Origin of the sequence: Hymenobacter sp. CRA2 (assembly GCF_002007105.1) — a bacterium.
Taxonomy (GTDB): domain Bacteria; phylum Bacteroidota; class Bacteroidia; order Cytophagales; family Hymenobacteraceae; genus Solirubrum.
In genome coordinates, this window is record NZ_MVBC01000021.1 from 18,746 (window position 1) to 42,742 (window position 23,997).

Here is a 23,997-nt window from a genome sequence, read left to right on the forward strand (position 1 = left end):
GCTACTATATCACACTAAAAAGCAACGTTTATAAGGCAAGTTATACCCATAAATTATTGTTGAGCTTGCCATTAGTGCATTTCTTATCTCATTCCACTAATTAGAAATTATAAATATCAGTTATTGTAAATACATAAGAAGTTTGGGTAAATTCTCGCCACACTCACCAACCCTACCTTCTTATGAAAAGACAACTAACTATCCTGCTGTTGGCCTTGCCTGCCGTTGTGCAGGTGGCCGCGGCACAAACCCGATCTGTCAGCGGCCGGGTGACGGACGCGGCCAACGGGCAGGGCCTGCCAGGCGTGACGGTACTGGCCAAAGGCACTTCTACTGGCGCCACTACCGACGCCGACGGGGCGTACTCCATCAACGTGCCGACTGGGACTACTACGCTGCAGTTCAGCTACGTGGGGTACCAGACCATCGACCGGCCCATCGGCAGCGCCGGCACCCTGAGCGTGGCCCTGAGTGCCGACACCCGCCAACTGGATGAAGTGGTGGTATCGGGCCTGGCGTCCACGGTGAAGCGCTCCAACCTGGCCAACTCCGTGGCCACCATTTCGGCCAAGGAGCTGACGGGCATCACGCGCCCGGTGACGGTGGATGCGGCCCTGAACGGCAAGCTGGCCGGGGCCAACATCTCGCAGAACAGCGGCGCCCCGGGCGGGGGCTTGTCGGTGCAACTGCGCGGCATTTCCACCATTTCGGGCAGCTCGCAGCCGCTCTACATCATCGACGGGGTGTACGTGAACAACGAGCAGATCGGCAACGGGGCCGGCTCGCCGGCATTTTCGGGGGCCTCGGCCACCACGTCGCGCACCACCCAGGACCAGACGGTAAACCGCCTGGCCGACCTGAACCCCAACGACATCGAGAGCATCGAGGTGCTGAAGGGCCCGAGCGCGGCCGCCATCTACGGCACGCGCGGCAACGCGGGCGTTATCATCATCCGCACCAAGCGCGGCAAGGCCGGGCAGACGCGCGTGAGCATCACCCAGGACATCGGCATTGCGCGGGCCTGGCGGCTGCTGGGCAAGGAAGACTGGTCGGAGGAGAAAATCCGGCGGGTATTCTCGGGCCAGACGGCCGAAGATGAGGTGGCCCTGTGGCGCACCCAGACGCAGGCCGGCAACGTGTACGACTACGAAGAGGAAATCTTTGGCAACACGGGCGTGCTCAGCAACACCACGCTGAGCGTGTCGGGCGGCAGCGAAAACACGAAGTTCTACGTGTCGGGCTCGACGAACAACGAGTCGGGCATCGTGAAGCACACGGGTTTTCAGCGCAACTCCATCCGGGCCAACGTGGACCAACGCATCGGCAAGCTGGTGGACCTGAGCCTGAACACGAACTACATCAACTCCAATAACCAGCGTGGCTTCACCGGCAACGACAACAACGGCATCAGCTACACCTACAACCTGGCCGCCACGCCCAGCTACCACGAGCTGCACCGCCTGCCCGACGGCACCTTCCCCGACGCCCGCCGCACCCCCGATAACCCGCTGGCCATTGTGGAGCGGGCCAAAAACGACGAAACCACCAACCGCTTCATCGTGGGGCTGAATGCGGCGTTTCATATCATCGAGCGCGAAACCTCCTCGCTGCGCTTCACCGTGCTGGGCGGCACCGACTTTGCCAACACGCGCAACTTCCTGCACCTGCCCTCGGACCTACAGTCGCAGCGCGACCTGCCCAACCCCGGCGCCTCGCGCCTGACCAACACCAACGCCTTCTTCACCAACCTGCAGGGGGCGCTGGTGTACGACTGGCGCCTGCTCGACGGCAACCTGATGCTGACCTCACAGGCGGGCACGGTGCGGCTCACGCGCAAGTTCAACCAGAACTTCAGCCAGGGTGTGGGCCTGCTGCCGGGCCAGAGCAGCACCAACGCGGGCACCATCATCACCCAAAACAGCTTCGAGAGCGAGCAAGCCGACGTGGGCGTGTTTGCCCAGCAGGAAATCAACTGGCGCGACCGAATCGTGGTGACCGGCGGCATCCGCTTCGACAAGACCAACACGGCCGGCGACAAGGACAAGTGGTTTCCCTTCCCGAAGGCCTCGATTGCCGTGAACGTGGCCAACTTCGACTTCTGGACGCTGGACGTGGTGAACGTAGTAAAACCGCGCTTTGCCTACGGCCAGACGGCCGGCGTGCCGCCCTACAGCGCCATCTTTAGTCCCTTGTCGACCATTGGGGCCGGTACGCGGTTGGGTCTGTTGCAGCAGGTGACCATCGGCAACCGCGACGTGGAACCCGAGCGCGCCACCGAGCTGGAAGCCGGCCTGGACCTGGGCTTCCTGGAAAACCGCATCACCTTCGAGGGCACGGTGTACAAGAAGAAGGTATTCGACATTCTGCGGCCGTACACGCTGGCCCCGGGCACGGGCGTGCAGCAGGTGGCCGGCATCGGCGACTTGTCGCAGACGGTGGGCGCCTACCCGGTGGGCGACCTGGAAAACCGCGGCATCGAGCTGGGCCTGGGCATCACGCCGGTGCGCTCCGACAACCTGACCTGGACGGCCACCACGCAGTTCTGGCTGAACCGCAGCAAGGTCACGCGCTCCGTCATCCCGGTCAACACCGTGGGCCTGGGCTTCGGCAACACCTTCGGGCGCAACCTCTGGGCCGAGGGCGAGTCGCCCTCGCGTTGGTTTGGCACCCCCGCCGACCCCAACGGCGTGCTGGGCCTGACAGGCTACGAAGACGCACAGCCGCGCTTCCAGATGTCGTTGCTGAACACGATGACCGTATTCAAGGGCTTTGAGCTGTCCTTCCTGTTTCACTGGAAAAACAAGGGTTACATCAGCAACCTGAGCCGGGAGCTGAAAGACGAAGGCGGCACCACCGAGGACTGGAGCGAGCCCAGCGGGCAGGTAGACGCGCAGGGCAACCCCATTCCGCGCGGCGTGGCCCGGCAGAGCGCCACGGCCCGCGAGTTCATTCAGGATGGCAGCTACGTGCGCCTGCGCGAGGCGTCGCTGTACTACACCATTCCGGTGGCCGTGCGCACCAAGCTCTTCAGCACCTACGTGTCCAACATTCGCCTCGGCGTATCGGGCTACAACCTGATTACCTGGACCGATTACGTGGGCTACGACCCCGAGTCCTCCAACTTCGGCAACGTGGCCAACGCGGCCACCGTGGACGTGGGCTCTTTCCCGAACACGCGCCGCATGTTCTTCCACGTGGCCGTTGAGTTTTAATCTCCCTCCTTTTGACTAGCCTCATGATACGTTTCGTTCATACGCTACGCCTGTGCGGGGTGGCGGCCGCTTTGCTCCTGACCTCGTCCTGCGCCTTCTTCGAGACGCCCGAAGTCACCGACCCGAACAACCCCGATGTGGAGGTGTTCGTGAACAACCCCTCGCTCTCGCAGATTCAGGCCCTGGCCTCGGGCACCGAAGCCTCGCTGCGCCTGGGCTACCAGGGCCAGGGGCCGTACCTGAACATGACCGGCACCTTCGGCCGCGAGGTGGTGGTGCTGGCCTCCAACGAGTCGCGCTGGTACACCGAGCTGCTCGGCACCCGCGACCTGGACAACGCCGCCTTCTACAACTCGGCCTACAACGACTTCGCCCGCTGCCGCCGCGCCGCCCAGATCCTGCGCGAATCGGCCAACACGGCGGCGGTGCTCTCGGCCGAGCAGAAGCAGGTGACGCAGGGCTTTGCCCACACCATGGAAGCCATCAGCGAGCTGTACATGCTGAACCTGCAGGGCGAAAACGGCATCCGCATCGACGTGGACAACCCGCTGCGGCCGGGGCCCTTCGTGTCGTACACGGCCAGCCTCGACCACATCCGCGACCTGCTCGACCAAGCCAACACGGAGCTGACCGGCGGCAGCGCGGCCTTTCCGTTTACGCTGACCACGGGCGGCTTCACCGGGTTTGACACGCCGGCCACGTTCCGGCAGTTCAACCGCGCCCTGGCCGCCCGCGTGGCCGCGTACCGGCAGGACTGGGCCGGCATTACCACCAACCTGGCGCAGTCGTTCTACAGCGAAACGGGTAGCCTCACGCTCGGCCCGTCCATTGCTTACACCCCCGGCCAGCCGCTGGATACCGGCAACCCCTACTTCCAGGCCCTGAACTCCAGCCCGGCTACGCTGGTGGTGGTGCAGCGCTCCATTCTGCAGGACACCCTGCGGCTGACGACTACCGGCCGCGACGCCCGCGTGCGAACGAAGATGGCCCGGCGCGCTACGCCGCGCAGCCTGGGCGGCATCAACGGCACTTACCAGCCGACGGTGTACACCTCCAACACGGCGCGTATTCCCATCATCCGCAACGAGGAGTTGATCCTGCTGGCGGCCGAATCGGCCATTCAGCGCAACAACCTGCCCGAGGGCGTGCGTCTGCTTAACCTGATTCGCACACGCTCCGGCAACATCGGCCCGTACACCGGCGCCGTGACGCAGGCCGCGCTCATCGACGAACTGCTGCTGCAGCGCGAGTTTTCGCTGTTCTACGAAGGCCACCGCTGGGTTGACTACCGCCGCTACAACCGCCTCGCGCAGCTCGACCGGGAGCTGCCCAATCATCAGGTATTTGCGGCCATGGCCCGGCCCTTTGCGGAGGTGGCCTGGGACGCTGCCAACCCGTAATCCCACTCTTGCCGCCCCTTCTCTCTCCGAAACCGGGTCGGGTAGCCTTCGTGCTGCCCGACCCGGTTTTTTATTCCCGCCCGAAAAAGCAGCTGTAGTTATGCAATGTGGGCAGTGTGCGCATCCTACTGCCAAATGCGCTTTTTATGCTTCGACTCTGTACGCTTCTGCTGCTTTTGCTGTGGACAACGCCACTGCTGGCCCAACGCACCCTCACGGGCCGGGTGACGGACAGTAAGGACGGCACCGACCTGGCCGGGGTAACTATTATTCAAAAGAATACCATGAATGGAGTGGCCAGCAGTACCGACGGCTCATTCCAGCTGACAATACCCAGTAGCCCGGACAGCGTAACGTTGGTCTTTTCCTCCATTGGTTACGTACGCATAGAGCGCCGGGTACCACTCAATAAACCGGTCGATATTGCCCTTTCGCAGGATACGCGCCAGTTTGAGTGCGACTTACTTATTGCGTATCCGCGCTATGAGTTAGGGTTATCCAGCGGGGTTCTGCACACGCCTGCAGGCGCTACGCTGCTGTACCGCCCCAAACTGCGCAACCTGGCTACGGTGGTGCTGAGTTATCAAACCAACCTGGGGCGCAATTACCAGGCGTCCGCCGCAGTTACCAGCGCCGAGCAGTACCCGGGGCACACTTTTCAGGGCAACGCGAGCGTGGAACACCGCCGGATTCGCTTGGCTGATGATGGCTTCCACTTTGTCAGCACAGCCCTAACGACTAACGTGTCGCTGCAGCGTTTCCGCTACTTCACCCTGGTACTCGGCACGGGCTATGCGCATCAGCAGACGGAAAACACCCGCGCCTACGGCCTGGGCTACACCTTTGGGGGCCAGAGCTTCGTGCCGGGCGTTGATATTCTGCTACGCGCCCAAGCTACTCGCTGGCCGGGCTACTGGCAGTGGCAGGGTAGCGCAACTCACCAAATGCGGCGCTTAAGGCTGAGCTTGCTGTACAACCAGGTTCGGCAGTACCGAGAGTTCAACTTAGGCGCCAGCTACCCCATATACCGGGAGCGGCCCTAAGCTCCAGCGAGGGGATGGAGCCTTGCGGGCAAGTGCGTAAGTTGCGCTACGCCCAATTGCTTTCTTCCCCGTTTCGTTATGGCTGCTCCTTCCCCCACCGAAGCCGACGTACTCATCATTGGCGCCGGCCTGGCCGGCCTCGTAGCGGCCTGCGAGCTGGCCGAAGCCGGCAAGCACGTGCTGCTGCTCGACCAGGAGCCCGAGCAAAATCTCGGCGGGCAAGCCTTCTGGTCGTTCGGCGGGCTGTTTCTGGTCGATTCGCCCGAGCAGCGCCGCCTCGGCATCCGCGACTCGTTTGAGCTGGCGTGGCAGGACTGGCTGGGCACCGCCGGCTTCGACCGGCCCGAGGACGAGTGGCCGCGGCGCTGGGCCAAAGCCTACGTGCAGTTTGCGGCCGGCGAGAAGCGCAGCTGGCTGCGGCAGCGCGGGGTGCGGTTTTTCCCGGTGGTGGGCTGGGCCGAGCGCGGCGGTTACGGCGCCAGCGGCCCCGGCAACTCCGTACCGCGCTTCCACGTGACCTGGGGCACCGGTCCCGGCGTGGTGGCGCCTTTTGCCGAGCGGGTGCGCGCGGCGGCGCAGCGTGGGCTCATCACCTTCAAGTTCCGGCACCGCGTGAGCGAGCTGCTGACGCAGAACGGCGCCGTAGTGGGCGCAAGCGGCGAAATTCTGGAGCCCAGCAACGTGGAACGCGGACAGTCCAGCTCCCGCAAGGTGGTGGGCGAGTTTAGCTTCCGGGCGGGCGCGGTCATCGTCACGGCAGGCGGCATTGGGGCCAATCACGACTTAGTACGCCAAAACTGGCCCGCGCGCCTCGGTGAGCCGCCGCGCCGCATGCTTTCGGGCGTGCCGGAGCACGTGGATGGGCGCATGCTCGGCATCACGGCGCAGGCCGGCGGGCGCATCATCAACCCCGACCGGATGTGGCACTACACCGAAGGCCTACAGAACTGGGCGCCGATCTGGCCCGAACACGGCATCCGCATTCTGCCCGGGCCCTCGTCCATCTGGCTCGACGCGCGCGGCCGGCGCCTGCCCGGCCCGCTCTACCCCGGCTTCGACACGCTGGGCACCTTGGAGCATCTCATGCGCACCGGCTACGACTACTCCTGGTTTGTGCTTACGCGCAAGATTATCCGCAAGGAGTTTGCCCTGTCCGGATCGGAGCAAAATCCTGACCTGACCAACAAGAGCGTGCTACAGACCTTTGGGCGGGTGCGCGGCGGCGTGCCCGGCCCGGTGGCCTCGTTCATGGAGCACGGCGCCGATTTTGTGGTCCGCCCCACCCTGCCCGAGTTGGTGCAGGGCATGAACGCATTGGTGGGCGGCGAGCCGCTCATCGAGCTGTCGGCGCTGGAGCAGGAGCTGCGCGCCCGCGACCAGCAGCTGGACAACAAATTCAGCAAGGACGGGCAGATTACGGCCATTCGCGGGGCCCGCGCCTACCTCGGCGACCGGCTCATCCGCACGGCCCCGCCCCACCGCCTGCTCCACCCGGCCAACGGGCCGCTGATTGCCGTGCGGCTGAACATCCTTACCCGCAAAACCCTCGGTGGCCTGCAAACCGACCTCAGCGCCCGCGTGCTCGGCCTCGATGGGCAACCGGTGCCGGGCCTGTACGCAGCCGGCGAAGTAGCGGGCTTCGGCGGGGGCGGCATGCACGGCTACCGGGCGCTGGAGGGCACGTTCCTGGGCGGCTGCATCTTCTCGGGCCGCGCCGCCGGGCGGGCCGCGGCGGGTGCGGTATGAGGTTTTGGCAGTATTATTTTCCTTCTCGACTATGAGTCTGGTTCTACTTGCCCGGGTACTTATCGGCCTCATCGCCGCTATCCACCTGTACATTCTCTGGCTGGAGATGTTTGCCTGGACGACGCGCGGGCCCAAGGTGTTTCGCAACTTCCCGCCCACGCTCTTTCCAGCCACCAAAACGCTGGCGGCCAACCAAGGCCTGTACAACGGCTTTCTGGCCGCCGGCCTGCTGTGGGCGCTGTTGATTACCGCCCCGGTTTGGCAGCGGTATGTGGCGTATTTCTTTCTCGGGTGCGTAGCCGTGGCCGGCCTGTATGGTACCATCACGGCCAGCCGCCGCATCTTCTGGGTACAGGCAGCGCCGGCCTTGCTTGCTCTATTGCTGCTGGCGCTGGCTAGCTAGTACCGCAACCCGCAGCTATAATAAATTCCGCCGCAGCCGTTTAGCTCCTGCCCGGACCTCGGCCGTAGTACCGCGGCTCCCTGTTAGCTGCTTTTGCCTGTATGCGCCATTTTGTTTTTCTACTCCTGCTGCTTGCCGGCAGCGTGCTTCCGCTTCGTGCCCAGCGCCTGCAGCCCGGCTTCGACAAAGCCGAGTACCTGGAGCTGCTGCGCCTGCACGCGCGCATGTCCGAGGCCAGCGCGCTTTACCACGGCATTGCGCCGCCCCAGCAGTTCCGGCGCGTGTACCGCTCGCCGGTGCTGGGCCTCGACAACCGTTGGGAATTGTGGCATAACGGGCACGGCGTGGCGGTAGTCGGTATTCGTGGCACCACCGCCCGCACCGAAAGCTGGCTGGCCAACTTCTACGCCGCTATGCTGCCGGCCAAGGGGGAGCTGCATCTAAGTTCCAAGCAAACGTTCCGCTACGAGCTGGCCCAGAACCCACGGGCGGCCGTGCACGCCGGTTGGCTGCTGGGCTTGGCCGTGCAGGCCGACGGCATCCTCGCCCGCCTCGATTCCTGCTACCGCCGCGGCACCAAAGACGTTATCATCACGGGACACAGCCAGGGCGGGGCCATTGCCTTTCTGCTCACGGCGCATCTGCGGCACTTGCAGCGGCAGGGTCGCCTGCCCGCCGACCTCCGACTGAAAACCTACTGCAGCGCCGCGCCCAAGCCCGGCAACCAGTATTTTGCCTACGAATACGAGGCCCACACGCAGGCCGCGCAGGGCAGCTGGAGCGTGAACGTGGTCAATGCCGCCGACTGGGTGCCCGAAACGCCCGTGTCCGTGCAGACGCTCGACGACTTCAACCAGCCCAACCCGTTTGGGACCGGCAACGGCTTTCTGCGGCGCCAACCGCTGCCGCAGCGCCTGGTGTTGCGCTACGTGTTCAAGCGCCTCGATAAGCCCACCCGCAAAGCCCAGCGCAGCTACCAGCGTTACCTGGGCAAGCTGCTCGAAGGGCAGGTGCGCAAATACCTGCCGGAGTACCAACCCGGCCCCTATCTGCCCAGCACCAACTACGTACGCGTTGGGCCCACCATCGTGCTGCTGCCCGACGCGGCCTACCACCAGCGCTTCCCCAACAACTCCGACCAGGTGTTCACGCACCACCTCTTTCTGCCCTACCTGTACCTGGCTCAGCGGCTGCCCTGAGGCTGCTATACCAGTTGGCCGTCTACAAGGCCCGGGGCTACGGCCGGCGCGGGCAGACTGATGATAAACTCGGTGTACTCCCCGGGTTCGGTTTCCACCGAGAGCGTGCCGCCGAGTCCCTGCACGATTTCGCGGCTCAGCCCCAGGCCCAACCCTAGGCCTTCGCCCGCGGGCTTGGTAGAGAAAAACCGGTCGAATACGAACGGCAGCGCCGCCGGTGAAATACCCAGGCCGTTGTCGCGCACCCGCAACTGGATTTCTTCGTCGCTGATGCGCTGGGTAAAGAGGGTCACTTGCGGCACGTATTCATCCGCTTCGGCCGCGTCGCGGGTTTGCTGGTGGCGCTGCTGCACGGCGTAGAAGGCGTTGGCAAATAAGCTGATGAGCACGCGCCCCAGGTCGTGTCGCACCACGTTGACGATGCCCAGAGCCGGGTCGAGCCGCGGCAGTAGCGCGGCATGAAACTGGTTTTGCTTGGCGCGCACGTCGTGGTAGGTCAGGCGCAGGTAGTCCTCGGCCAGGGCGTTCAAATCGGTGTGCTGCCGGGCGCTGGGCTGGGTGCCGCCGTACTCCAGCATGCCGCGCACCAGGGAAGTCACGCGCTGGCCGTGCTGGGCAATTTTGCTTTGGTGCCGCGTCAGGTTCAGCAGCATCTCATCGAACAGTTCCAGCTCGCCGGGGGCGAAGCTGCCTTTAAGCAGCTCGGCCCGCAACTCCTGGCCGAGCTGCCCGCTCACGCCGGCCAGATTGCCGATGGCCTGCGCGGGCTGCTGAATTTCGTGGGCCAGCCCGGCTATCAGCTCACCCAACGACGCCATTTTTTCGCGCAGCACCAACTGGTGCTGGGCCGTGCGCAGCTCCTGCAGCATGGCGGCCAGCCGGTCGCGCTGCGTGGTCAGCTCCTGCTTTTGCTGCGTGACCTGCTCGTTCAGGGCCTGCAGTTGGGCGTTGGCGCGGCGCTGCTGGCGGTTGTGCCACGCCATCAGCAGCACCAGCAGCCCCAGCACGCCCAGGCCGGTAGCCAGGGCGTAGGTGCGCAGGCGGGCGCTGTACTCCGCCCGCTCCTGCTCCAGCTGGTACAGGCGCTGTTGCTCGGCAAAGCCAATGGCATCGAGCTGCTTGATGCGCTGCGGATCATACAGGCTATCTTCGGCCATCTGCATGATGCTCAAGTATTTCAACGTACTATCACTGGCGCGGCGCCGGGTAAAGGCATTGGCCAGCAACCGGCTGCTGCGCATCACGCCCACCACGTAGGGCAGCGTCAGGCCTACGCTGAGCGCACGCCGGGCATAGTACACGCTCGAATCGGCCCGCCCTTGTTCGTGGTACAGTTCGGCCAGGTACTGGAAGGCCCGCGCTACGCTGCGCTGGTCATTCTCGGGCACGGCACTGCGGGCGCTGTGGTGATAATACCGCACCGCCTCGGCCTGCTGCCCCTTGGCCACCGCCAGCAGCCCCAGCTCGCGCAGCACGTAGGGCATGGGGTTGCCCCACGGGCTCTGGTTGATGGTTTTGGAGCGCGTGGTCAGCGCGTACGCCTGCTGTAGAAAGTACTCCGCCGAGTCCAGCTGGTGGCACCCCTCGTAGGTCGAGCCCAGGTTGGTGAGCACGCTGACGAGTTGCGAATCATCACCAACCGGCCCTTGCTCGTAGATGGCTTTGGCGCGGAAATAGTAATTCAGCGCTGGGCGGTAATCGTCGAGGGCCTGGTAGAGCAGCCCCGTCTGGTTGAGGGTGCGGGCCGTGCCCTCGGCGTCGTGGCTGAGTTGGTTGAGCCGCAGCGCTTCCAGATTGGTACGCAGGGCCTGTGGCAGGTTGCCCCGCTCGCCCTGCAGCAAGCCAATGCGCGCCAGGCAGCGGCCTTCGCCCTTGAAGTAGCCGATGCGGCGGGCCAGCACCAGCCCCTCGCGGGCGTAGCGCTGCACCGAATCGAAGTGCGAATAGCGAAAGGAAGCACTCAGATCGGCCAGCAGCAGCACCCGGCTCGTATCGGTGGTGGCCTGTGCCAACGCCCGTCGTAACGCGGGCGTTTGCGGGCTCTGGGCCGCACCTGACGTACCTATTCCAACCGCGACCAGCAGCCCTGCAAGAGCCGCGCAACTGTACTTCATGCCTGAAAACTAGACAAATTTCAGCACTTTTATTGGCCTCACCCGGGACCAGAGCATCTCTGCCTGCTACCGATTGTGCGCATCGGCTCGGCCCCAGAGCACCGCCAAGGCCGAACCCACAGCCGCCGACGCCGTTCTGCCTTCCATGCTCTTATTTGTTTATTCCGCGCTGACTTCCGCCGCGCAGGCGCACTTGCGCCAAGCCCTTCCAGCCGAAGTACAAGTTGTTTTTCGAACCGAGCTGCCGGCTGCAGACCAACGCCCGGCCCTGCAACGGGCGGATGTGCTGCTGGGTAATCCGCCTGCCGACTGGCTGGCGCCCCTACCGCCGCTGCAGTTCTGGCAACTCGACTCGGCCGGTTTCGAACGGTACCGGGCCCTGCAGGTCGGTTTTCCGGTAGCCAACGTGGGAGACTATTTTGCCTGGCCCTGCGCCGAAACCATCGTGGCCGGTGTGCTGGCCCTGTACCGCCACCTGGACGAACTGGCCGTACTGCAGCAGCGGCAGCAATGGGCGGGCCTGGCCGTGCGCCGCCAGCTGCGGCTGCTGCGCGGGCAGCGGGTGGTTATCCTCGGCGCCGGTGGCATTGGGCAGGCCGTGGCCCAGCAGCTCAGCGGTTTTCAGTGCCAGGTACAGCTGATGGCCCGCACCAGCCCCCTGGCTCAACTGCACAGCGTGGAAGAACTGAAAGCCGCACTACCGACCACCGACCTGGTCATTAACTGCCTGCCCGGCAGTGCCAACGGCTTTTTCTCGTCCGAGCTGATCCAAGCTATGCCACCCGCCAGCATATACGCCAGCGTGGGCCGCGGCAATACTACCGACGAGCCGGCCTTGATTGCGGCTCTGCAGAGTGGACACTTAGGCGGCGCCGTTCTCGACGTCACGGCCCAGGAGCCCTTGCCCGCCGACAGTCCCCTGTGGACGCTGCCGCGGGTGCTGCTCACCCAGCACACGGGAGGAGGCCAGCCACACGAAGACGAGGGCAAAGTGGACTTATTTATGCGAAACTTCCAGCATTTGCGCCGTAGCGAGCCGCTGGAGAATCTGGTGGACTTACGACGCGGATACTGAAGCTGCCAGCTGTACTGGCCCAGTTCCTCCTCACCACCCACAGCTTGCCCGCCGGGCTGGGACAACACAACCCAATTCAATCGGACTAAAGCTCAGGTCTTTTAGCCAACAGTTGAGTAATACACACCCCGCCTCTGCGATGGACTTGCGTCATCGTTTTTTCCTATTACCTTGCTCAAGTCACATACTTCACCTACCCCAACCCAAACTTCTATGAAGACACTTAAAACCCTATCTGTTCTTGCTATGCTGGCCCTGGCATCTGCCTGCGGCAAGCAAGACAGCATCCCGGCGCCCAAACCGACGGCCACTTCGAGCAGCGATGTGAAAGTCGACCCGGGCTACGACTGCCTGGACGTGTATGACCCGGTGTGCGGCAGCAACGGCGTCACGTACAGCAACGCCTGCTATGCTCAGCGAGCCGGCGTTACGTCCTATACCCGTGGCGCTTGCGGCGGCGGTGGCGGCGCCATCTAACCCCTCACGGCACCCTCCTATTGCAACATAAAAAAACGCCCGGCCTTGCGGCCGGGCGTTTTTCGTTTCAGAGTGCCTTAGGCTTCTTTGCTGGTTACCTGCGTGATGGCCTCCACCATGGCTTCCGAGATGCCCGTGGTGCTAAAGCCGCCGTCGTGCATCAGGTTCTGCATGGTTACGTAGCGCGTCAGGTCCGAGAACAAGGACACGCAGTAGTCGGCGCAGGCCTCGGCCGGGGCGTTGCCCAGCGGCGAGAGGCGGTCGGCATACTCGTAGAACGCATCGAAACCGCTGATGCCGGTACCAGCCGTAGTTTTGGTCGGCGACTGGCTGATAGTGTTTACGCGCACTTTCTTTTGCGTGCCAAGGCGCTGGCCGTAGCTACGGGCAATGCTCTCGAGCACCGCCTTGGCCTGCGACATGTCGGTGTAATCGAGGAAGGCGCGCTGGGCGGCGATGTACGACAAGGCTACCACCGAGCCCCATTCAGCCAGCGCGTCCTGCTTCTCGGCCACGTGCAGCATCTTGTGGAACGACAGGGCCGAAATGTCCAGCGTCTTCTGAAACCAGTCGTAGTTCAGCTCGCCGTAATGCTTACCCTTACGGATGTTCGGGCTCATGCCAATACTGTGCAGCACGAAGTCAATCTTGCCGCCGAGCTGCTCCACCGCGCCGCTGAACACTTTTTCCAGGTCTTCTACCACCGTGGCGTCGGCCGGGATGATGGGCGCCGAGCACTGCTCCGCCAGCTTATTGATTTCGCCCATGCGCATGGCCAGTGGGGCGTTGCTGAGCACAAAGGTGGCGCCTTCTTCGTGGCAGCGCTGGGCCACTTTCCAGGCAATGGATTGTTCGTTGAGGGCGCCGAAGATGATGCCGCGCTTGCCGGCAAGAAGGTTGTTGGCCATAAGGAGGCTAAGTCGAATCAGGGAAAAGAACGGGCAAAAATAGGGTTTCGCAGGGAAGTGCGCTGAATTAATGAGTGGGCTAACAGAACGTCATTCCGAGCGCAGTCGAGGAATCCCGCGTGCTCCATCAGGGCAACAAACCAGCACGCCATGTCGAGCTTGTCGAGACATCTCGCGTGCTGACTTCAGGTACTATTCTTTTCGTTGAGTTTTCTATCAGGAGTTAGCACGCGAGATGTCTCGACAAGCTCGACATGACGTTCTTTCCAGTTCGACTTCCCCTCTCCTACGCTGCCACCAAGTCGCTTTCCCCGCGCATGGCCAGCAGCTCCCGGGCGCTCTGTACCGCGTTTTCGCTGACGCGCGCACCCGAAATCATCTGCGCAATTTCGCGGATGCGCTCCTCCTCGCTCAGGCGTCGGATGCGGCTCACGGTGCGGTCGGGGCGGTCTTCCTTGTACACGAAGAAGTGCACGTCGCCGGCGGCGGCCATCTGCGGTAGGTGCGAGATGGTGATGAGCTGGTGCTTCTTGGCCATCTGCTGCATCATGCGACCCACTTTCACCGCTATTTCGCCGCTGATGCCCGTGTCGATTTCGTCGAATACTATCGTGGGCAGCGCGGTCTTGTCGGCCAGCAGGTACTTCACGCATAGCATCAGGCGCGAGAATTCCCCGCCCGAGGCGGCCTTGCTCAGCGTCTGGGGGTGGGCGCCTTTGTTGGCGGTGAAGAGCAGGTTGATAACGTCGGTACCCGAGGCAGCGGGCTGACCGGTGCTGTGCTGCACCAGTAGGCGGGCGTTGGGCATGCCCAGGTCAAACAACAGATCGGCTAGCTCCTTCTCAAACTGCGGAAAGGCCTTGCGACGCTGCTCCGAGAGGTGCGCGGCCCGCTTGTTCACCGTGGCCAGGGCGCCGTCGGCGTCGCGGCGCAGGCGGTTTATTTCCTTGTCGAGGTTGAGCACTGAGCCTACTTTCTGCTGCAGCTCCTCGCGCACGGCCAGCAGAGCGGGCAGGTCGCGTACTTGGTGTTTGCGCTGCAGGTTGTAGAGCACCGTCAGGCGCTGCTGCACTTCGTCGAGGCGGCGCGGGTCGGCTTCGGTGCGCTGCTCGGCCTGCTCGGCCTCGTCGGCTACGTCGCGCAGCTCAATCAAGCAGCTGTCCACGCGCTCCTTGAGCAGGCGCGCCGCGTCGGAGTAGCCCGCAATCTGGCCCAGCACCACGCTGGCTTCCTTGAGCGTGCTGGTGGCGCAGTACTCCCCTTCCGACAAACTCTGCAGGGCGTGCGTCAGCTTGAGCTTGATTTCTTCGGCGTGCTCCAGCTCTTTCAGCTCCTGCTCCAGCGCCCCCTGGTCTTCGCCGTCGAGCCGGGCCTCCTCCAGCTCGTTGAGCAGGAAGCTGTGGTAGTCCAGTTCCTTGTTGGCCTGGGCTATCTGGTCCTCCAGGGCCTTCAGGTCGGCGGCCAGCTTGCGGTATTGACGGAAAGCCGTGCTGTACTGCGTGCGCGTGGGCACCAAGCCGGCGTACAGGTCGATGAGGTTGAGCTGAAATACCGGGTCGCCGAGCAGCAGCGTGTCGTGCTGGGAGTGGATGTCCATCAGGTTTGCCCCGATCTTGCGCAGCGTCTCCACCGTCACCGGCGTGTCGTTGACGAAGGCGCGGGACTTACCCGAGGGCGCAATTTCGCGGCGCAGAATGCATTGGGCGTCGTAATCCAGGTCCTCGGCCTCGAAGATATCCTGGAGGTGGTAGCCCGAAATGTCGAACTGCCCCTCAATCACGCACTTTTTGTCGTTGTTGAAGAGCAGCTTGGAGTCGGCCCGGTTGCCCAGCAGCAGGCCAATGGCGCCGAGCATAATGGACTTGCCGGCCCCGGTTTCGCCCGTGATGATGTTGAGCAAGCCCGAAGGTCTAAGCTCCAGGGCCTCAATCAGGGCGTAGTTTTGAATGCGAAGGTCAACCAGCATACGGATAGCGGTTGCGTGAGACGATAGGAATGGGCGCGCCTCCACGGCCAGCAAGCAGCCGGTGGTCAGCCGATTACAAACCTACTAAATCATTTAGCAGAAGAGCAAGCGCACACCCTAACCTATTTAGCAGTTTACCAACTAAAACCGCATCCACGCTGCTTTCCAGCGCGATAAAAAAAGTGGCCGGGTCCTCACCAGTTGGTAAGAACCCGGCCACTACAAGTATTAGCCGACGGCTATCTGTTCTGCAAAATCACCTGATACTTGGCTGAGTTGGTCGGGTCTACTTCCTGCAGCAAGGCCACCACGGCCTGCTTCTGGTCGGGCGAGGCACTGCTGCGGTACAGGTTGGCAATTTCGTCGGCCTTGGTTTCGAAAAACGAGCGAATCAGGGTGGAGCCGGGCCGGCGCTGCGCTGCCTGCTGCACGCCCTGCAGGGCCGTCAGGATGCTGGTGCGGGCGTCGTCGGGCTTCTGAATGAACACATCCAGGCCCTGGCGATAGTAGGCATATACGGCCGTGCGCAGGGCTTCCAGTTGCGGGTCCTGTAGGCCGCTGAGCAGCCAGTACCGGCTGCGTTGGTCGCGCTTGCCGTTGTCTTTCCAGCCCTCGTCGCCGTCCTGGTTTTGGGCCCCGGCGTTCAGCATGATGTTGCGGGCCCGGTCGAAGGTGCGCGAACCGCCCAGCGGCGCGAAGCTGTCCTGATCCATGCCGATGATGGTCAGGGCGTAGAAGCTCAGGATGGATGAGAGGTTGTTGACGTAGCTGTTCTCGGAGAAGTCGAGCGGCTGGCCGGGCAGGTACGTGAACTTCCACGACTCGGCGTAGTTCATCAGGTTGGTTTCGTACGCCGTGCCGTACACCGGGCGGGTACTCAGGATGCGCGCCGTGGCCAGGTACTGCCCGTTCTGCGGAATGGCATTGATGCCGATGAAAATGCGGCAGCGGATGCGCTCCTCCGCCTTGTACACATCGTTGGTCCACTGCCGGTTGTTGAGGAACTGCGTGATTTCGTTCTTCATCTGCGTGAGCAGCTGCCGGTCGGTGATGGTCACGTTTTCCGTCGTGATGGTCACCTCGGCCAGCAGTTCCTGGCCGGCGGCGCGGCGCGCGGGCAGCGCCAACAGCACCACGAGCAGCAAACCAAGCCAGAAGGGAGTACGATTAAGCAACATGGGGCTGAAGGCGGGCAAGAATGGCAGAAACAATGTCGCGGGCGACGTCGGCTTTGGGCTTCAAGTCAAAGGTAGTCACGCGGTCAGCTTCCACGAGGGTGATTTTATTCGTGTCGTGGCGGAAGCCCGCGCCCGCGTCGCGCAGGGAATTCAGCACCACTAGGTCGAAGCGCTTGCGGCGGAGCTTGCCTTGAGCGTTCAGGAGTTCATCCTGCGTCTCCAACGCAAAACCGACGGAAAATTGTTCAGGCCGCTTCGTCTGGCCGAGCGTGGCGGCGATGTCTACGTTCTTCACCAGCTCGATGGTGAGGGTTTCATCGGTGCCGTCGTCGCGCTTCTTGATTTTCTCCGCCGCCACGGTGCGCGGACGATAATCGGCCACAGCCGCGGCAAATACCCACACGTCGGCGGCCGGGGCTACGGCAGCGGCCGCTTCGTACATCTCCTGGGCTGTTTGCACCCGCACCACCTGCACCGCCGGGTGGCTGATGCTCAGGTTGGTCGGCCCGCTCACCAGCGTCACCTGAAAGCCATTTTCGGCAAAGGTTTCGGCCAGGGCATAGCCCATCTTGCCGGTGGAGTGGTTGCCGATGAAACGGACCGGGTCAATGGGTTCGTAGGTGGGGCCGGCGGTGAGCAGAACGTGCATTCTTGGGAAGGAAGAATGGAAAGGGAAGAAGGAAAACGCCTGAACGTCATGTCGAGCTTGTCGAGACATCTCGCTCGGGGCTAATCCCTCGTTGCACGAGAAAGTTACTATAGGGCGTCAGCACGCGAGATGTCTCGGCTGCGCTCGACATGACATTCAATTTGGCTGTTGCTTATCGGCGAAAAATGCCTCCAGCTCGCGCACAATGTCCTCAGGTTCCAGCATACGGCCGGGGCCCGACAAGCCGCTGGCCAGCTCGCCGGCCGGCGAGTCGAGCACGCGCACGCCGTCTTGGCGCAGCTGAGCCAGGTTGCGTTGGGTGGCGGGGTGCTGGTACATGTCGAGGTCCATGGCCGGGGCTACCAGCGTAGGGCAGCGCGCCGACAGGTACACGGCCGTGAGCAGGTTGGGGCACTGGCCGTGAGCCAAATTGGCCAGGGTATTGGCGCTGGCCGGCGCAATGAGCAGCGCGTCGGCCCACAGGCCCAGGTCCACGTGGTTGTGCCACACGCCGCCGGCTTCGTCCTTGATGAAGCCCTGTAGTACGGGGCGCTTGGCCAGGGTGGCCAGGGTCAGGGGCGTAACAAAAGCCGAAGCCGAGGGCGTCAGGATAACCTGCACCTCGGCTTCGGCTTTGATGAGCAGCCGCACCAGGGCGGCCGATTTGTAGGCGGCAATGCTACCGCTTACGCCCAGCACAATGCGGCGGGAAGCCAGCATAAGCAGCGCAGGCTGATACGTGAGACTACTCGGCTTTCTCGGCCGTGGGCTCCTCCAGCTCGGGCGTGCGGAAGGTCACTTTGCCTTCCAGAAACTCCTCGATGGCGAGGTTGGTGGGCTTGGGCAGGCGCTCGTAGTGCTTGCTGATTTCGATCTGCTCGCGGTTTTCGAACACCTCTTCGAGGTTGTCGACCGTGGTGGCAAACTCCGACAGCTTGCCGTTCAGCTCTTCCTTGAGCTTCACCGAAATCTGGTTGGCGCGCTTCGAAATGATGGCAATCGACTCGTACACGTTGCCGGTTTCGTTCACGAAATCCGACAGGTTGCGCGTAACGATGGAAGCAGGAACGTTGCTCGGTACTTTCATGGCTTGAGGGGTCAAATTGTCAAATGGCTAAATCGTTGAATTGCTAGCGTTGGCGGGGGGTGCTTGGCAGTGGGCCCAGCCGTTTAACCATGCAGCAATTTAACCATTAAAGATTAGTTGGTGGTTTGGGCCGTGTTAGGGGCTCCCGTCGGCGCCGGGTGGTCTTTGAGGAACTTCTGCGCGGTGTCGTAGGCCACTTCGGCTTCCTTCAGGCTCTTGCTCTGCGGGAAGGCATCCACGAAAGCCTGGTAGAAAGCCACGGTTTCCAGGTAACGGTCGCGCTGCTTTTCCTCCACCGATTCGCGGGCCAGGTCATACTGCGACATAACCTTCAGGAAAGCGGCCTGCTCGCCGTACGCCGAAGCGGGGTACTGCTGCTGGAAGGTCGTCAGGGCCACCACGGCCGACTGGTAGTAGCGCAGCGAGTAGTACAGCTTGGCGCCTTCGAAGGCCTTCACTTCCATTTTCTTCTGCAGCTCGCTCGACATGCCCTCGGCTTCCTGGCGGAACTTGCTTTCGGGGTGGCGGTTCAGAAAATCCTGAATGGCGGCCACGGCCTGCACGGTATTGGTCTGGTCCAGTTCGTACTCGGGGGAGTCGCGGAACAGGGCCTTGGCGTGCATGAACTCGGCTTCCTCGGCCAGGGGCGAAGCCGGGTACACCGTCGCGAACTGGTCGAAGTAGTAGGCGGCGAGCGTGTAGTTGCGCTGGCGGAAGTTGGTGTGGGCGAAGTAGAACTCCGCTTTTTCTGCTTCGGGGCGGCCTTTCAGCAACGGAATCAAGGGCTCGAGCAGGGTGCCGGCCTTGTAGTAGTCGTGCTTGTTTTCGTAGTAGTCGATGGCCGCAGTGTACTTCTGGTTCACGTCGGTGCTCTTGAGCAGCTTTTGATAGGAGCTGCAGGCACCGAGCAACAGAGTGCTCATCAGCAGGGCAGCGACGCGGAGACGGAGTACGGGCATAAGGGAGGCAAAGGTAAGGATTTGGCGCGGGCGACGCAAAGCCGCTCATCGTCAGGAGGCCGGCGCGGCGGCAAAGGTTGCGCCGCGCAGGGCCCTAACATTCAAGGACGTGTTTTAGTGCTACTTGCCGGCTTGGGTACGGCCGCCGCAGGTTTGGCCGTGGGCGTAGGTACTGCGGGCTTAGCAGCGGGTTTGGCTTTGGGAGCCGGCTTGGTTTTGCCCTTAGCAGGCTGAGCTTTCGATTTGGCTTTGGGCTTGGCCTTTTTGACGGGCAGCGCGAAATGCTTGCCTAGCACCTGCCGGCGCGTGGGCTTCTGCTCGATCAGCCACTGAAAGCCCTTGAGCTGCTTGTCCTCCTCCTTCAGCTCGTGGGGAGGAATAAAGCTGGCGTCGGGGTTGGTAAGGAAGCTGATGGTTTGCAGCTTGCTTTCGGCAAAGCGCAGGGCCATGTTGGCCGACAGGGCCTTGTTGACGCCGGTGGTGGCCGTGTCGTTATCAAGGGCATAGTAGAGGCTTTCGGCGTTGCCGAGCACGTCCACTTTGCGCAGCTTGTTGTCCTGGAAATACGCCACCATGTTACGGCCCTTCACCTGATTGAAATTCAGCAAGGTATCCTGCCCGATGATGAAGGAGTTGGCGTACAGGCGCATCTGATCAATCTTCTGTCGCCGCAGCCGAATTTCCATGGAATCGGCCGTGAGCTGGTTTTTTTGGCTCCAGAGCACCGGCTTGGTGTTCAGGTAAATGACCGAGTCGCGGCGGTTGTAGGTCAGCGAGTCGCAGCGGCCCTGCAGGTCGCCGCGGAAGATTTTCACCTTGCGGTAGGCGTAGATGATGCCCGGGTCGTTGGTGGCGCGGCTTTCCACGTTCACCAGCGTATCGGCAGCCAGGTACAAGGTGTCGCGGTCGGTGATGTTGCGCATCACCGGCGAGCCGTACACCTTGGCTCGTCCCAGCCCGCGCCAGTAGCGGCCCACGTCGCCCCGAATCACCACGTTGTCCTTCTTGGCCGTCATCGACACGTGGCCGGTGGCCACGCCGTACTGCCGCGCTTCGTCGTACACCAGCTTGTCGCCGCCAAGCAGGTAGTTCGGCGTTTCGATCTTGGCGTTCTGCTGGAAGTCCGACACCCGGGTACGGGTGTCGTAGGTGCCTTTTTCGGCGTACAGGTTGCCCTGCTTGCCCTGAATGCGCGTCGGCCCGAAGAAATAGGCCACCTTGCTCTGGGTGTTGTACTGCAGCGTGTCGGTATCGATGCGGTTGTCCTTGGTCACCAGCCGCACGTTGGTGCGGAAGCTAAACACCTGTGTCTGCGTGTTGTAGTAGCCGCGCTGCGAGTCGAGGGTATTTTCGGGGTCGGTGAGGTGGCCGCCGGTGCTGTAGAAGGCGGTGCGGCGGTTCAAGTCGTAGTCCAGCACGGAGGTGGTCAGCGTCATGCGCGGGTCGCGCATGACCACGTTGCCGGTCATGCGGGCGGTGCGCTTGTCGCCGTCGTAATAGCCCCGGTCGCCGGTGATGGTGATGGTGTCGTTCTGCACCACGCGCACGTTGCTGAACGCCTCGATGGCGTTGCGGTCGATGTACTGGTAGGCCGAGTCGCAGTACAGCAGCGCGTCTTCCTGCTTAAAGCTCACGTTGCCGATGAGCTTGCGGATTTGCTGGCCGTTGAAGGAACCGCCCACCAGCGTGCCGGCCCCCAGCAGCTCTACGCGCTGGCCTTTAGGCGGAGTGGTGGGCCCCTGCCCTTTCGACGCGGGGCGTGCGGGAATGGGCTGCGCGGGGGCAGTGGGGCGCTGGGCCCACGCCAGGGGCGCGCTCAGCAGCAACGAGAAGACTACGAGAAGAAAACGAAGGCGCATGCGGCGCAAAAGTACGGAACCCCCGCCCTAACGCATATGCCGTCCGTTTGGTGCATTAGCCGCCGCCTGAGGAACCGCAGCGGAAGCCGGCCGGCCACGGCGGCCCAGCAGGCTCAGCAGCACCGGCACATTGTCGACCTCGATACCGTCGGGCCGGCAGCTCAGCAGGCGCTCAATGGCTTTGCGGGAGCGGCCACCGAATACCACCACCTGCAGCCCGCGGGCATGCGCCTGCACCACCCGCTCCGGCGTGATGATGTACTTGGACAGCACCACGGCTTCTACTCCCGTCGCGGTGGCTTCGCCCAGCCGCTGGTCAAAGTTCTCGTTGATTTCCAGGCCCAGATCAGCCCCCGGCAGCTCGCGCCGCAGCTGCCGCAACGAGGGCGCATAGTCAGTCAGGATGAGCACCCGAGCCAGCGGTACGCGATGCTGGCGCAGCACCCGCCCCAGCGCCCGCACCAGCATGGGGGAGCGGACGTAGGGCGTAGCACCGGCCGCGCCGTCTTCTTCGTGCAGGTCCAGGTGCAGATAGGGAAACGTGGGCTGGTCGGCCAGCTCGGTCAGCAATTCGTCGAACGTGGCAATACGCTCGTGCTGAAACCAATCATACGGCCAGCCGCCATGGTAACGCAGCTGCGTAAGCTCGGCGGCGGTATGCTGGCTAATATAGCCCTGCACGCCGGTGCGGTTCGCGAGGTCCACGTCGTGAAAGAGCATGGGCACGCTGTCGCGGCTGAGTTGAATGTCGATTTCCACGCCGTCGGCGCCGCGCTCCAGGGCATGCCGGATGCCAGCCAGGCTGCTCGGAGGCAAGGGGTTGAAGGGATTGATGGGCGTGAAAAAGCCCGAGCCGGCATGCCCGATTACCTGTGGGCTGTCCAGTCGGTGTCGGCCCCGCTGCCGGTTGGCACTGCTTGGGCGCGCGCAACCCATCAGCAGCAAGCAGCTCAGTACTACACCCAAGAGTAAATTTGTACGCATCGCCCCCGCTGAGTTTCGATACCCTGGAATCAGGCAGCTATTCCTACTGCCCCACTCTGCGGGTGTACTGCCATAAGGCCGCGTAGGTTGAGGCTGGTAAGTATCCTGCAGGCTACTGCCACAAAACTTCAGGCGTGCGGACTTTTAGAGCCCTATCCGACAAGTGGTACAGACTGAAATAGGCGGTCATGTCGAGCGAAGCCGAGACATCTCGCGTGCTGATGCCCGATAGTAACTTTCTCGTGCAACGAGAGGATTAGCCCCGAGCGAAATGTCTCGACAAGCTCGACATGACGCCCTGAACCTGTCGAATAGACTTTTAAGCTCAGGACAATTGTTTCCTGCCCCCGGCCGCGGCGCTACCTTTGCAGCAGCTTTTGCGCTTTCCCGTTATGCTCTCCGACCTCGTCCGCCGCTTTATCCTCGATAATCAACTCTTCGACCCCGCTACCGACCAAGTGTTGGTAGCCGTCAGCGGCGGCCTCGATTCGGTGGTGCTCCTGGATGTGCTGCACCGCATGGGCGTGGGCGTGGGCGTGGCGCACTGCCACTTCGGGCTGCGCGGCGAGGAATCCGACGCCGACGAGGAATTCGTGCGCAAGCTGGCCAAGAAGTACGGCGTGCCCTACTTCGCCGAGTTCTTCGACACCAAAGGCTTTGCCGAGCAGGAAGGGCTGTCGACGCAGATGGCGGCCCGCGTGCTGCGCTACCAGTGGTTTGAGCAGGTCCGCCGCAGCCAGGGCCTCGACTACGTGGCCACGGCCCACCACCAGCGCGACGCGGCCGAAACCATGCTGCTCAACCTCACCCACGGCACCGGCCTTTCGGGGCTGCACGGCATCCCGGTGCGGCAGGGCCGCGTGGTACGTCCGCTGCTGGGCGCCGCCAAAGATGATTTGTACGACTACGTGGTGGAAAAGCACTTGGCCTGGCGCGAAGACTCCAGCAACGACAGCACCCTGTACCAGCGCAACCGCCTGCGCCACGACGTGCTGCCGGTGCTGCGCGAGCTGAACCCCAACTTGGACCAGACCCTGCAGCACACCGCCGAGCGGGTGCGCGGCGCCGAGCTGCTGGTACAGCACCTGGTAGATCAGACGACCAAAGAAGTCCGCCGCGACGAGGCTGAAGCCACTTACATCAATATCGCCGTGCTGCAGGCCACGCCCGCCACGGCCGTGCTGCTGCACGAAATGCTGCGGCCGTTCCACTTCTCCTGGCTGGTGGTGAAGGACATCGTGGAGTCCTTCCGTTCGGTGTCGGGCAAGCAGTTTGAGTCGCCCACGCATCGGCTGGTGAAGGACCGCGACCAGCTGGTCATCACCCCCAAAAACCTCAGCGGCTTCGGCACTTACCGGTGGCCCGAAGGCCAGGCCGAATTAGTGGTAGATAAACTTCGGCTGACCGCCAAAGAACGTGATGCGGCCGGTTACTCGGTAGCCAAAGCCAAGGACGTAGCTGCCCTCGACCTCGACAAGCTCAAGTTTCCCCTGACGCTGCGCCGCTGGCGCGAGGGCGACTGGTTTATGCCCATCGGCCTGAAGGGCAAGAAGAAAATCAGCGACTTTCTTATCGACCAGAAGGTGCCGCTGAACCTGAAAGACCAGGTGCTGCTGCTCACCTCCGCCGACGGAAAAATCGTGTGGGTGGTAGGCATGCGCCCCGACGACCGGTTCAAGGTGACCGAAGAGACGCAGCGGGTGCTGGAGGTGCGCCAGCAACGCTAAAACTCGCGCTG

At 62.9% G+C, this 23,997-nt stretch carries 19 protein-coding genes; 9 read left to right on the forward strand and 10 right to left on the reverse strand.

Going from position 1 to position 23,997, the window contains the following annotated elements:
* Positions 1–182 precede the first annotated feature (182 nt).
* From B0919_RS22795 to B0919_RS22820, 6 genes are all read left to right on the forward strand, one after another.
* A complete protein-coding gene (locus tag B0919_RS22795; RefSeq protein WP_078014618.1) occupies positions 183–3,212 on the forward strand; it encodes a SusC/RagA family TonB-linked outer membrane protein in 3,030 nt (1,009 codons plus the stop codon).
* A gap of 23 nt (positions 3,213–3,235) precedes the next feature.
* On the forward strand, positions 3,236–4,612 hold the full coding sequence (locus tag B0919_RS22800; RefSeq protein ID WP_078014619.1) for a RagB/SusD family nutrient uptake outer membrane protein: 1,377 nt from the start codon (positions 3,236–3,238) through the stop codon (positions 4,610–4,612).
* A gap of 146 nt (positions 4,613–4,758) precedes the next feature.
* Positions 4,759–5,655: a carboxypeptidase-like regulatory domain-containing protein gene (locus B0919_RS22805; protein WP_078014620.1), complete on the forward strand. Its 897-nt coding sequence runs from the start codon at positions 4,759–4,761 to the stop codon at positions 5,653–5,655.
* 78 nt (positions 5,656–5,733) lie between these two features.
* Entirely contained in the window at positions 5,734–7,401 is a 1,668-nt protein-coding gene (locus tag B0919_RS22810) for an FAD-binding dehydrogenase (RefSeq protein WP_078014621.1), read from the forward strand.
* 37 nt (positions 7,402–7,438) lie between these two features.
* Positions 7,439–7,804, forward strand: a complete 366-nt coding sequence (locus B0919_RS22815; protein WP_078014668.1) for a DUF1304 domain-containing protein — start codon at positions 7,439–7,441, stop codon at positions 7,802–7,804.
* A gap of 101 nt (positions 7,805–7,905) precedes the next feature.
* Positions 7,906–9,003: a lipase family protein gene (locus B0919_RS22820; RefSeq protein ID WP_078014622.1), complete on the forward strand. Its 1,098-nt coding sequence runs from the start codon at positions 7,906–7,908 to the stop codon at positions 9,001–9,003.
* 5 nt (positions 9,004–9,008) lie between these two features.
* On the opposite strand, the gene B0919_RS22825 is transcribed toward B0919_RS22820, so the two are convergent.
* Complete coding sequence (locus B0919_RS22825) at positions 9,009–11,015, reverse strand: ATP-binding protein (protein WP_176133185.1); 2,007 nt, start codon at positions 11,013–11,015, stop codon at positions 9,009–9,011.
* A 247-nt stretch (positions 11,016–11,262) separates the two neighbouring features.
* Between B0919_RS22825 and B0919_RS22830 the strand changes: the two genes are divergently transcribed.
* Both B0919_RS22830 and B0919_RS22835 read left to right on the forward strand, forming a co-directional pair.
* On the forward strand, positions 11,263–12,192 hold the full coding sequence (locus B0919_RS22830) for a D-2-hydroxyacid dehydrogenase (protein ID WP_078014624.1): 930 nt from the start codon (positions 11,263–11,265) through the stop codon (positions 12,190–12,192).
* A 213-nt stretch (positions 12,193–12,405) separates the two neighbouring features.
* A complete protein-coding gene (locus B0919_RS22835) occupies positions 12,406–12,669 on the forward strand; it encodes a Kazal-type serine protease inhibitor family protein (protein ID WP_254846650.1) in 264 nt (87 codons plus the stop codon).
* 77 nt (positions 12,670–12,746) lie between these two features.
* Here the strand turns inward: B0919_RS22835 and B0919_RS22840 are convergent, their stop codons facing one another.
* The 9 genes from B0919_RS22840 to B0919_RS22880 form a co-directional block, all read right to left on the reverse strand.
* Complete coding sequence (locus B0919_RS22840; RefSeq protein ID WP_078014626.1) at positions 12,747–13,577, reverse strand: enoyl-ACP reductase; 831 nt, start codon at positions 13,575–13,577, stop codon at positions 12,747–12,749.
* A gap of 286 nt (positions 13,578–13,863) precedes the next feature.
* Positions 13,864–15,543 carry a DNA repair protein RecN gene (gene recN / locus B0919_RS22845; protein WP_078014627.1) on the reverse strand — a complete coding sequence of 560 codons (1,680 nt, stop codon included), beginning with the start codon at positions 15,541–15,543 and terminating at the stop codon, positions 13,864–13,866.
* A 239-nt stretch (positions 15,544–15,782) separates the two neighbouring features.
* Entirely contained in the window at positions 15,783–16,721 is a 939-nt protein-coding gene (locus B0919_RS22850; RefSeq protein WP_078014628.1) for a DUF4835 family protein, read from the reverse strand.
* Entirely contained in the window at positions 16,711–17,370 is a 660-nt protein-coding gene (locus B0919_RS25990) for a phosphopantothenoylcysteine decarboxylase (RefSeq protein ID WP_078014629.1), read from the reverse strand. Before B0919_RS25990 ends, B0919_RS22850 begins: the two co-directional genes overlap by 11 nt.
* Before the next feature lie 156 nt (positions 17,371–17,526).
* Positions 17,527–18,090, reverse strand: a complete 564-nt coding sequence (locus B0919_RS25995) for a flavoprotein (RefSeq protein ID WP_078014630.1) — start codon at positions 18,088–18,090, stop codon at positions 17,527–17,529.
* Positions 18,091–18,115: 25 nt separating this feature from the next.
* Positions 18,116–18,457 (reverse strand): DNA-directed RNA polymerase subunit omega, encoded by a 342-nt coding sequence (locus tag B0919_RS22865; protein ID WP_078014631.1) that lies wholly within the window; start codon positions 18,455–18,457, stop codon positions 18,116–18,118.
* 113 nt (positions 18,458–18,570) lie between these two features.
* Positions 18,571–19,416 carry an outer membrane protein assembly factor BamD gene (locus tag B0919_RS22870; protein ID WP_078014632.1) on the reverse strand — a complete coding sequence of 282 codons (846 nt, stop codon included), beginning with the start codon at positions 19,414–19,416 and terminating at the stop codon, positions 18,571–18,573.
* Positions 19,417–19,517: 101 nt separating this feature from the next.
* Positions 19,518–21,275, reverse strand: a complete 1,758-nt coding sequence (locus tag B0919_RS22875) for an OstA-like protein (protein ID WP_078014633.1) — start codon at positions 21,273–21,275, stop codon at positions 19,518–19,520.
* Positions 21,276–21,302: 27 nt separating this feature from the next.
* Entirely contained in the window at positions 21,303–22,091 is a 789-nt protein-coding gene (locus B0919_RS22880; RefSeq protein ID WP_176133186.1) for a glycerophosphodiester phosphodiesterase, read from the reverse strand.
* Positions 22,092–22,651: 560 nt separating this feature from the next.
* Here B0919_RS22880 and tilS point away from each other — a divergent pair.
* On the forward strand, positions 22,652–23,986 hold the full coding sequence (gene tilS / locus B0919_RS22885; RefSeq protein WP_078014669.1) for a tRNA lysidine(34) synthetase TilS: 1,335 nt from the start codon (positions 22,652–22,654) through the stop codon (positions 23,984–23,986).
* Positions 23,987–23,997: the final 11 nt, after the last annotated feature.

Excerpts from the sequence above, each read along its gene's own strand:
- B0919_RS22795 (WP_078014618.1), top strand. The coding sequence starts at position 183 with ATGAAAAGACAACTAACTATCCTGCTGTTGGCCTTGCCTGCCGTTGTG.
- B0919_RS22800 (WP_078014619.1), top strand. The coding sequence starts at position 3,236 with ATGATACGTTTCGTTCATACGCTACGCCTGTGCGGGGTGGCGGCCGCT.
- B0919_RS22805 (WP_078014620.1), top strand. The coding sequence starts at position 4,759 with ATGCTTCGACTCTGTACGCTTCTGCTGCTTTTGCTGTGGACAACGCCA.
- B0919_RS22810 (WP_078014621.1), top strand. The coding sequence starts at position 5,734 with ATGGCTGCTCCTTCCCCCACCGAAGCCGACGTACTCATCATTGGCGCC.
- B0919_RS22820 (WP_078014622.1), top strand. The coding sequence starts at position 7,906 with ATGCGCCATTTTGTTTTTCTACTCCTGCTGCTTGCCGGCAGCGTGCTT.
- B0919_RS22830 (WP_078014624.1), top strand. The coding sequence starts at position 11,263 with ATGCTCTTATTTGTTTATTCCGCGCTGACTTCCGCCGCGCAGGCGCAC.
- B0919_RS22835 (WP_254846650.1), top strand. The coding sequence starts at position 12,406 with ATGAAGACACTTAAAACCCTATCTGTTCTTGCTATGCTGGCCCTGGCA.
- B0919_RS22840 (WP_078014626.1), bottom strand. The coding sequence starts at position 13,577 with ATGGCCAACAACCTTCTTGCCGGCAAGCGCGGCATCATCTTCGGCGCC.
- recN (WP_078014627.1), bottom strand. The coding sequence starts at position 15,543 with ATGCTGGTTGACCTTCGCATTCAAAACTACGCCCTGATTGAGGCCCTG.
- B0919_RS22850 (WP_078014628.1), bottom strand. The coding sequence starts at position 16,721 with ATGTTGCTTAATCGTACTCCCTTCTGGCTTGGTTTGCTGCTCGTGGTG.
- B0919_RS25990 (WP_078014629.1), bottom strand. The coding sequence starts at position 17,370 with ATGCACGTTCTGCTCACCGCCGGCCCCACCTACGAACCCATTGACCCG.
- B0919_RS25995 (WP_078014630.1), bottom strand. The coding sequence starts at position 18,090 with ATGCTGGCTTCCCGCCGCATTGTGCTGGGCGTAAGCGGTAGCATTGCC.
- B0919_RS22865 (WP_078014631.1), bottom strand. The coding sequence starts at position 18,457 with ATGAAAGTACCGAGCAACGTTCCTGCTTCCATCGTTACGCGCAACCTG.
- B0919_RS22870 (WP_078014632.1), bottom strand. The coding sequence starts at position 19,416 with ATGCCCGTACTCCGTCTCCGCGTCGCTGCCCTGCTGATGAGCACTCTG.
- B0919_RS22875 (WP_078014633.1), bottom strand. The coding sequence starts at position 21,275 with ATGCGCCTTCGTTTTCTTCTCGTAGTCTTCTCGTTGCTGCTGAGCGCG.
- tilS (WP_078014669.1), top strand. The coding sequence starts at position 22,652 with ATGCTCTCCGACCTCGTCCGCCGCTTTATCCTCGATAATCAACTCTTC.